At 62.2% G+C, this 7,475-nt stretch carries 7 protein-coding genes; 5 read left to right on the top strand and 2 right to left on the bottom strand.

Going from position 1 to position 7,475, the window contains the following annotated elements:
- The coding region (locus WBB85_RS13775; RefSeq protein ID WP_432639180.1) for a riboflavin synthase at positions 1-554 on the bottom strand (554 nt) is incomplete at its 3' end.
- Between the two features lie 195 nt (positions 555-749).
- Between WBB85_RS13775 and WBB85_RS13770 the strand changes: the two genes are divergently transcribed.
- The 5 genes from WBB85_RS13770 (at position 750) to WBB85_RS13750 (ending at position 7,063) form a co-directional block, all read left to right on the top strand.
- Positions 750-2,039, top strand: a complete 1,290-nt coding sequence (locus tag WBB85_RS13770) for a capsule biosynthesis protein (protein ID WP_432639179.1) — start codon at positions 750-752, stop codon at positions 2,037-2,039.
- Between the two features lie 46 nt (positions 2,040-2,085).
- Entirely contained in the window at positions 2,086-3,252 is a 1,167-nt protein-coding gene (locus WBB85_RS13765) for a polysaccharide biosynthesis/export family protein (protein ID WP_432639178.1), read from the top strand.
- On the top strand, positions 3,252-5,306 hold the full coding sequence (locus WBB85_RS13760; protein WP_432639177.1) for a capsular polysaccharide biosynthesis protein: 2,055 nt from the start codon (positions 3,252-3,254) through the stop codon (positions 5,304-5,306). Before WBB85_RS13765 ends, WBB85_RS13760 begins: the two co-directional genes overlap by 1 nt.
- A gap of 658 nt (positions 5,307-5,964) precedes the next feature.
- On the top strand, positions 5,965-6,099 hold the full coding sequence (locus WBB85_RS13755) for a hypothetical protein (protein WP_432639176.1): 135 nt from the start codon (positions 5,965-5,967) through the stop codon (positions 6,097-6,099).
- A 70-nt stretch (positions 6,100-6,169) separates the two neighbouring features.
- Positions 6,170-7,063, top strand: coding sequence for a hypothetical protein (locus WBB85_RS13750; RefSeq protein WP_432639175.1), 894 nt, complete (start codon positions 6,170-6,172; stop codon positions 7,061-7,063).
- On the opposite strand, the gene WBB85_RS13745 is transcribed toward WBB85_RS13750, so the two are convergent.
- Positions 6,980-7,475 (bottom strand): hypothetical protein (locus WBB85_RS13745; RefSeq protein WP_432639174.1); only part of this gene is annotated, 496 nt, incomplete at its 5' end. The genes WBB85_RS13750 and WBB85_RS13745 overlap by 84 nt on opposite strands.

Here is a 7,475-nt window from a genome sequence, read left to right as displayed (position 1 = left end):
TCGATCTCGATATTCACCCGGTCGCCCACTTTCGCCTGCCCCCAGGTGGTGACCTCTTTCGTATGCGGGATGATGTTCACGCCGAACTCGGCCCCGGTCACCTCGTTCACCGTCAGCGACGTGCCGTTCAGCGCGACCGAGCCTTTGGGCGCGATGAAGCCCGCCAGCGCCTCGGGTGCCCGGAAGGTGAAGCGGGTGCTGTCGCCCTCATCCTTCATCGCCACGATCTCGGCCACGCCGTCGACATGGCCCGACACGATGTGGCCACCCAGTTCGTCGCCCACTTTCAGCGCCCGTTCCAGGTTGATCCTCTTGCCGACCGACCAGCCGCCGATATTGGTCTTGGCCACACTCTCGGCCGAGATATCGACATCGAACCAACCGCGCGGGTCCTCGCCCGTCGCCACCACGGTCAGACAGCAGCCTTCGCAGGCGATGGACGCGCCAAGGTCGATCCCCGCCACAGGATAGGCGGTCGCGATACGGGCGCGCAGGTCGCCCTTCTGTTCCAGCGCGATGATCTCGCCGATATCAGTGACGATGCCGGTGAACATGGGCGCCTCCCTTTGCCGCTGACCACTTTGCCCCTGCCTATCCCGCGCCCCGCGCCGGGGCAAGAGGATCGGCCCATCGGCAACGTCGGCCAACTTCCCGCACCTGATCGGGCAAAACTCCGTGACAAGCGTGCAGAAACGTCCAGAATGGTCTGAAACCGCAGAAAGAAACGGTCATCGGGCGATATGCCGGGTATGGGGATCAAATCGGACAGGCCACCACGGGTTCTGATGCTTCAGGGCCCGCATGGGCCGTTCTTCCGCCAGTTGGGCGACATGCTGTGCAAGGCCGGGGCCGAGGTCTGGCGCGTCGGTTTCAATCGGGGCGATCAGTTTTTCTGGCGACGTCCGGGCTACATCCCCTATCGCGGCCGCGCTGAGGATTGGCCGAACACCGTTGACGCCCTCTTCGACGAACACGAGATCACCGATCTGGTGCTCTACGGCGACGCGCGGCCGATCCATGCGCAGGCCATCGCCGCCGCCAAGGCGCGCGGCATCACCGTTCATGTCTTTGAGGAAGGCTATCTACGGCCCTATTGGGCGACCTATGAACGTGGCGGATCAAACGGGCATTCCCGACTGATGGAGATGAGCGTGGACGACATGCGCACAGCCCTCGCCCGGTCGAAAATGGAACAGCCCAAGGCCCCCGCCCATTGGGGCGACATGCGCGAACATGTGTTTTACGGCGCGCTTTATCATTTCCTTGTGCTTGCGCTGAACCGGCCCTATCGCAACTTCCGCTCGCACCGCGATATTTCTGTGGCCGAGGAGTTCAAACTTTATCTGAAGCGGCTTCTCCTCATGCCCTGGCATGCGCTTGAACGACGGATCGCGACCCTGCGCATCCGCCACGGCGGCTTTCCCTATCATCTGGTCCTGATGCAGCTTGAGCATGACGCCAGTTTCCGCGCGCATTCCGATTTCACATCGATGACCGAATTTCTGACGCTCTGCCTCGACAGTTTCGCGCGCGGCGCACCGCGCCATCACCATATCGTCTTCAAGGCCCATCCGCTGGAGGATGAGCGCGCGGCGGTGGCCAGTACGATTCGCCAGACCGCCAGGCGGCTTGGCCTGTCGGGCCGGGTGCATTTCGTGCGCGGCGGCAAGCTGGCGCAACTTCTGGACGCGGCGCGAAGTGCCGTAACCGTCAATTCAACCGCCGGCCAGCAGGTTCTCTGGCGCGGATTGCCGCTCAAGGCCTTTGGCCGCGCGGTCTACAGCCAGCCCGAATTCGTCTCGGACCAGCCGCTGACCGAATTCTTCGCCACCCCCTCGCGCCCCGACAGCCGCGCCTATCGCGACTACCGCCACTATCTTCTGGAAACCTCGCAGATCCCCGGCGGCTTTTATTCGGCCCGTGGCCGCCGTCAGCTTCTCAGGCAGGTCACCGATATGGTCCTGAGCGGTGAGGACCCCTATGATGCGCTGGTTTCCGGCAAAGCGGCACCTCGGCAACAGTTGGCCGCGGTTGAATAGCGCCGCTGGAAATCTGCCTGCACTTTCAGTACGGTGTCCCAAAACAATGAGGCAGTCGCTCGGCAGAGGAGCCAGATCAGTGAAAATCCTTATGTCGCACAAGCCTGCGGCCCTTGCCCTCGTGGTTCTCACGATGGGCATTTCCGCATGCGGCCTGCCGCGTTCCGGCCCGACCAAGGGCGAGGTTCTGGCAGGATCGGTGGAACAGCAGGGCGATACCTTTATCGTGCCAGTGACGGCAGATGTCGCGCGCCTGACCAATGTCATCCCACCGCTGGGCTTCGGCAATGGCTTTGTCGGCGCGGGCGTCGTCGGGTCCGACGTCATCCGGCCAGGTGATGTGCTCGGCCTCATGATCTGGGAAAACGTCGATAACGGTCTTCTGGCCGGACAGGGCCAGAACGCGACCGCCTTGCAGGAAATGCAGGTCGATGGCGACGGCTTCATCTTCGTGCCCTATGCGGGCCGGATCAAGGCGGCAGGGAACACGCCCGAAGGCTTGCGCCGGATCATCACCGAAAAACTCGATGCCCAGACCCCGGACCCGCAAGTGACCGTGGCACGCGTCGCGGGCGATGGTGCGACGGTTTCCGTGATGGGGGGCGTCGGCGGTCAGGGCGTTTATCCGATCGAACGGCCGACCCGGACCCTTTCGGCAATGCTGGCCCGGGCGGGCGGCGTTGCGATCGAACCCGAAGTGGCCCAGATCGTGGTCACGCGCGGCCGCAATACCGGACGGGTCTGGCTGAAGGACCTTTATTCCAACCCGCAATATGATATCGCATTGCGCCCGGGCGACGTGATCCTGGTCGAGAAGGACCAGCGCAGCTTTACCGCCATGGGTGCCACAGGTTCGCAGACCCGTGTGCCCTTCGAAACGCAGGAATTGTCGGCGGTCGAAGCGATTACCCAGGTCGGCGGTCTGTCATCGCAACTGGCCGATCCGAAGGGCGTCTTCATCCTCAGGGACGAAGAACCGGGCGTTGCCAATGCCGTGCTCGGCCGCACCGACCTCATGTCATCGCAGCGCATCGCCTATGTGCTTGACCTGACAGAGCCCAGCGCCATTTTCGACGCGCGCGATTTCATGATCCGCGACAAGGACACGGTCTATGTGACCGAAGCGCCCTATGTGCAGTGGAGCAAGGTACTGTCGGCAATCACCGGCACGGCCAATTCGGCCAACACCCTGTCCAGCGCCGCCGGAAACTGATGGAACCAGCCCGCCGCGCGGAAGAGACCGGCAAAGATCCACGCCGTCTCTTTGTCTATTCAGGCGGCTTTCTGACCCAGCCCCGCATCCGCCGGATCATGACACTGGCAGGCTATGACATTCATGTCGGCCGACCTTCGCGGCAGGACGACCGGATTGGCGTCTGGGGCCGCAGCCCGACCTCACCGCGCGGAGAGAAGGTATCGGACTGGACCAATATACCGGTTGTCCGGGTCGAGGATGCCTTCCTGCGCTCGGTCAGGCCCGGGCGCGCGGGCAAGGAACCGCCTCTGGGTCTGCTCATCGACCCGAAGGGGGTGCATTTCGACAGTTCCACCCCGTCCGAACTGGAACATATTCTTGCGACCCATCCCCTCGACGATACCGCGATCCTGGACCGGGCGCGGGACGGGATCGCGCGGCTGAAGGCGGGGCATCTGTCGAAATACAACAGTTTCGACCCGGCGCTGCCGGTGCCCGATCCCGGCTATGTGCTGGTCCTCGACCAGACCCGCGACGATGCCTCGATCCGCCATGGCGGGGCGACGAGCGCGACGTTCCGTGAGATGCTGGTCTTCGCGCAGGAAGAAAACCCTGGCGCGCGGATCATCATCAAGACCCATCCCGATACGGCTTTGGGTCACCGGCAGGGCCATTTCACCTCGGGTCACGATCACGGCCATATCAGCGTGCTCAGCGATCCGGTATCGCCCTGGACGCTGATGGAAGGCGCCATCGGCGTTTACACCGTCTCATCCCAGATGGGGTTCGAGGCGATCATGGCGGGCCACAAACCCCGCGTCTTCGGCCAGCCTTTCTATGCGGGCTGGGGGCTGACGCAGGATGAAAATCCGGTGGCCCGGCGCGAACGCCGTCTGACCCGCGCCCAGCTTTTCGCGGCGGCGATGATTCTGGCGCCCACATGGTACGATCCCTGCCGGGATCGCCTCTGTTCCTTCGAACAGGCGGTCGATCAGCTTGAGGCGCAGGTCCGCACCTTTCGCGAGGATCGCGCGGGCCATGTAGCACTTGGCATGCGGCTGTGGAAACGGGCGCATCTGCAAAGGACCTTTGGCCGGGAAAAGCGGCTCAGGTTTCAGGATGACCCCGCCCGCGCCATCAACCGCGCCAGATCCGAGGGGCGCGGCCTGATCGTCTGGGCCGGGCAGGAACCCGAACGCCTTGCCGCGGCGGCAAAGGGTCTGACCGTCACCCGGATGGAGGACGGGTTCCTGCGCTCACGCGGGCTTGGCGCCGAACTGGTGCCGCCGCTCTCGCTCGTCGCTGACCGGCGTGGCATCTATTACGATCCCGCGCGCGAAAGCGATCTGGAGCGATTGGTGGCGGCAGGCCCGCCGCCCGGCGGTGAAACACGGGCCGAACGACTGATCGCCCGGCTGACGCGCTTCGGGCTGTCGAAATACAACCTTGATGCCGAGGCCGTCCCTGACCTGCCGAAAGGCCGCCGTATCCTTGTGCCGGGACAGGTGGAGGATGACGCCTCTGTCCGGCTGGGCGCGGGCAAGGAGCACCGCAATGCCGACCTGCTCGCCCGGGTCAGGGCTGAAAACCCCGATGCGATCGTGATCTACAAGCCGCATCCGGATGTCGAGGCCGGTCTGCGCGCGGGTGCAATGCCTGACACGGACGTGCTGACCCATGCCGATCGTATCGTGCGGGGGGCAAGTCCTGCAGCGCTGATCGAGGCGGTGGATGAGATCTGGACCATCACCTCGACGCTCGGCTTCGAGGCACTCCTGCGCGGCAAGACGGTCACCTGTCTGGGTATGCCCTTCTATGCCGGCTGGGGATTGACGCGTGACCTCTTTCCCGCCCCGGCCCGGCGCAGGACGCGCCCGACGCTTGCCGCCTTCGCCCATGCCGCCCTGATCGCCTATCCGCGCTACATGGACCCGGTCACCGGCCTGCCCTGCCCTCCCGAAGTGATCGTCGACCGCCTCGCCCATCACGGGATCCCGGCGCCGGGGAAAGGCAATCGGCTTTTGTCAAAGCTTCAGGGCCTCTTCGCCAGCCAATCCTGGCTCTGGCGGTAACATCTCTGGCCCTCCCGGCATGCGCGAAACGATGCGCCTGCAGGAAAGCGCACTTTGCCGCCATTCATCCGGGACTCCAACTGCCCGGGAATGATCTGATGGCGCCGGGCCTGCGTCGGCCCGGCCCGGCTTGCGGTGTAACGGTGGCAAGGGCGAAGAATTCGCATCGCGACTACGTACAGCAACGCCTGCACTTCGGCGGCAATGATCCGGAAACCGGTCGACCAGAACTCCCTTGGCTCGCAGGCGCACCGCCAGTTTTGGCGCATCTATGCCTTCCGGCCCGGTCAGCCAGAAGAATGTGCCGCCCTCTGAATCGGTCCGCTGCAACCTGCCCAGATGCCGTGCTATAGCGTTTCGGGTTTACATTGAATCAGAATTCGAACCTTTTTCGTTCGAATGCCGATGCTCGTTATCTCAATGAAACCCAGAAATATTTTAAGATATTGTTTTTAAATAAAAAATCTCCCTATATTTAAACCAGCGGCAACGCAATTGAAGCCCAACACACACAATCGGCGGATCTTTACGCAGCGTCAATATTTCTGTTGTCGGCGATGAATCAATCCCCTACACACCTTATGGTGGATTATCATACAGCGACACAATCCAAAGATGATCCGCCATAAACTGCGTTCCAAAACAGAGAGTGTTGAGAATGAAGACTGAAGATACCGCCCCGGTGAAGCCAACGCTTCGTGACGTGAAAGCATCCGCAATGGTCAAGGGCGTGACCAGAGAATATGTCGGCGGAACAACCACCTGCTGGAGCCCGGGCTGCGGCACCTCGTAATGCGATGGCGCGCAGGGGGCCGATAACGGTCTCCTGCCGCATATGTGGTTCTTGAGGCGGTTTGGCTCAGATGATGAGGCTTCGCGGCTGGCTGTTGGTCCTGTACTGGAAGTCGGTGATGATTCAGGTGCTGAGTAAACGCAGCGTAATCGCTGCTTTATTTTGGGTGCCGTCCTCTATTCTACGCCTCATGGTCGTTCTTGTAACCGGTCCTGAACGGCGACGTCTTTTCAATCATCTGCGGATCGGCGCTGCCCTGCGGGCACAGTCACTGAATCCGGCAAAAGTGTCGATGAAGGACGCGTTCGATCCGTTCATGAATGCACGGTTCAACACGGTCGTCGATGGCCTGGGTCCCCGCCCGTCCCTCATCATCTCCAATCACAGCCGTTATTTCATTCCCTCCGTCGCAGCAGCCCTCATGGACATCGTGCAGGCCTCGGGGCGCAATTATGTCAGCGTTGCCGCCCTGCGCAGGGTTCACGCACCGGAAGTCGAGGCGTTCTGGTTCCACTACGCCCTGGCACTGAACATCCGCATCGAGTTCTTTCATGATGACCGCAGTTTTCTGCGGAATGCCAAGCGGTTTCTGGCTGAAGGCGATGTGGTTGTTGTTCTGCCGGACTATCTGACTGCTCAATGCAACAGCCTTGCCGAGGGAATGGAGCGGTATCGAGACTGTGTGGAGCTTTTTGCCCGCATGGCTCGTAAACAGAATGCGGCTCTGCTCTATCTAAACAGCACCGCCAGACCCCGTTTCGGAGACCGCGAAGTGCTAAGCGCGCTCGACCCGGATCGAGCGACCGATCATGCGCTGGATCTGTTCCGGCAGGAGATCGCGGAAGCCCCGGAAAACTGGGCCGGATCTGGTCAGTTCTGGTCAGAACTCATGGCGATGATCGCGACGGAACAGGCAGACCGACACGGCGTCGAAGATGGCCATGTTCAGGCTGCTGTCCCCTAGGGACAGCCTGCCCTGAAGCGGGGCGGCATCCAGTTCTGGGCAAAGATTCCTCATGTCTTCAAACAGCGTGTATATCCGGGCCGCATTCTGGCGCATTAAGCGTTGCGGTAGCCAGACATCATTTGGCGCGCCGATGCGCTCGGCGACCGATAGTGGTGCAATGGCGCGGATCAGGCACCGCAAATCCGGACGCCTCATCGGCATGGACGCCGAGCCGGTTGGTGTGGGTTCTGACGCGGCCGCAATGACCCCGTCAGACAGGAACGGCCTGATGAAGCGGCTGCCATTGGTGATATCGGCGCGGTAGCGCGACGCTGCTTTCAGCACATCATACCAGTAGGCCGCCCCGCCCTGGGCTTTCGCAAAACACTCAAGTGTGGCCGCTGCTTCCTTACGATACAGGGCGCCGGGC

Source organism: Albidovulum sp. (assembly GCF_049646345.1).
Lineage (GTDB): Bacteria > Pseudomonadota > Alphaproteobacteria > Rhodobacterales > Rhodobacteraceae > Albidovulum.
Note: the sequence above shows the minus strand (reverse complement) of the source record. Positions and strands in the feature narration are given on the sequence as shown.

Excerpts from the sequence above, each read along its gene's own strand:
- WBB85_RS13770 (WP_432639179.1), top strand. The coding sequence starts at position 750 with ATGGGGATCAAATCGGACAGGCCACCACGGGTTCTGATGCTTCAGGGC.
- WBB85_RS13765 (WP_432639178.1), top strand. The coding sequence starts at position 2,086 with ATGAGGCAGTCGCTCGGCAGAGGAGCCAGATCAGTGAAAATCCTTATG.
- WBB85_RS13760 (WP_432639177.1), top strand. The coding sequence starts at position 3,252 with ATGGAACCAGCCCGCCGCGCGGAAGAGACCGGCAAAGATCCACGCCGT.
- WBB85_RS13755 (WP_432639176.1), top strand. The coding sequence starts at position 5,965 with ATGAAGACTGAAGATACCGCCCCGGTGAAGCCAACGCTTCGTGACGTG.
- WBB85_RS13750 (WP_432639175.1), top strand. The coding sequence starts at position 6,170 with ATGATGAGGCTTCGCGGCTGGCTGTTGGTCCTGTACTGGAAGTCGGTG.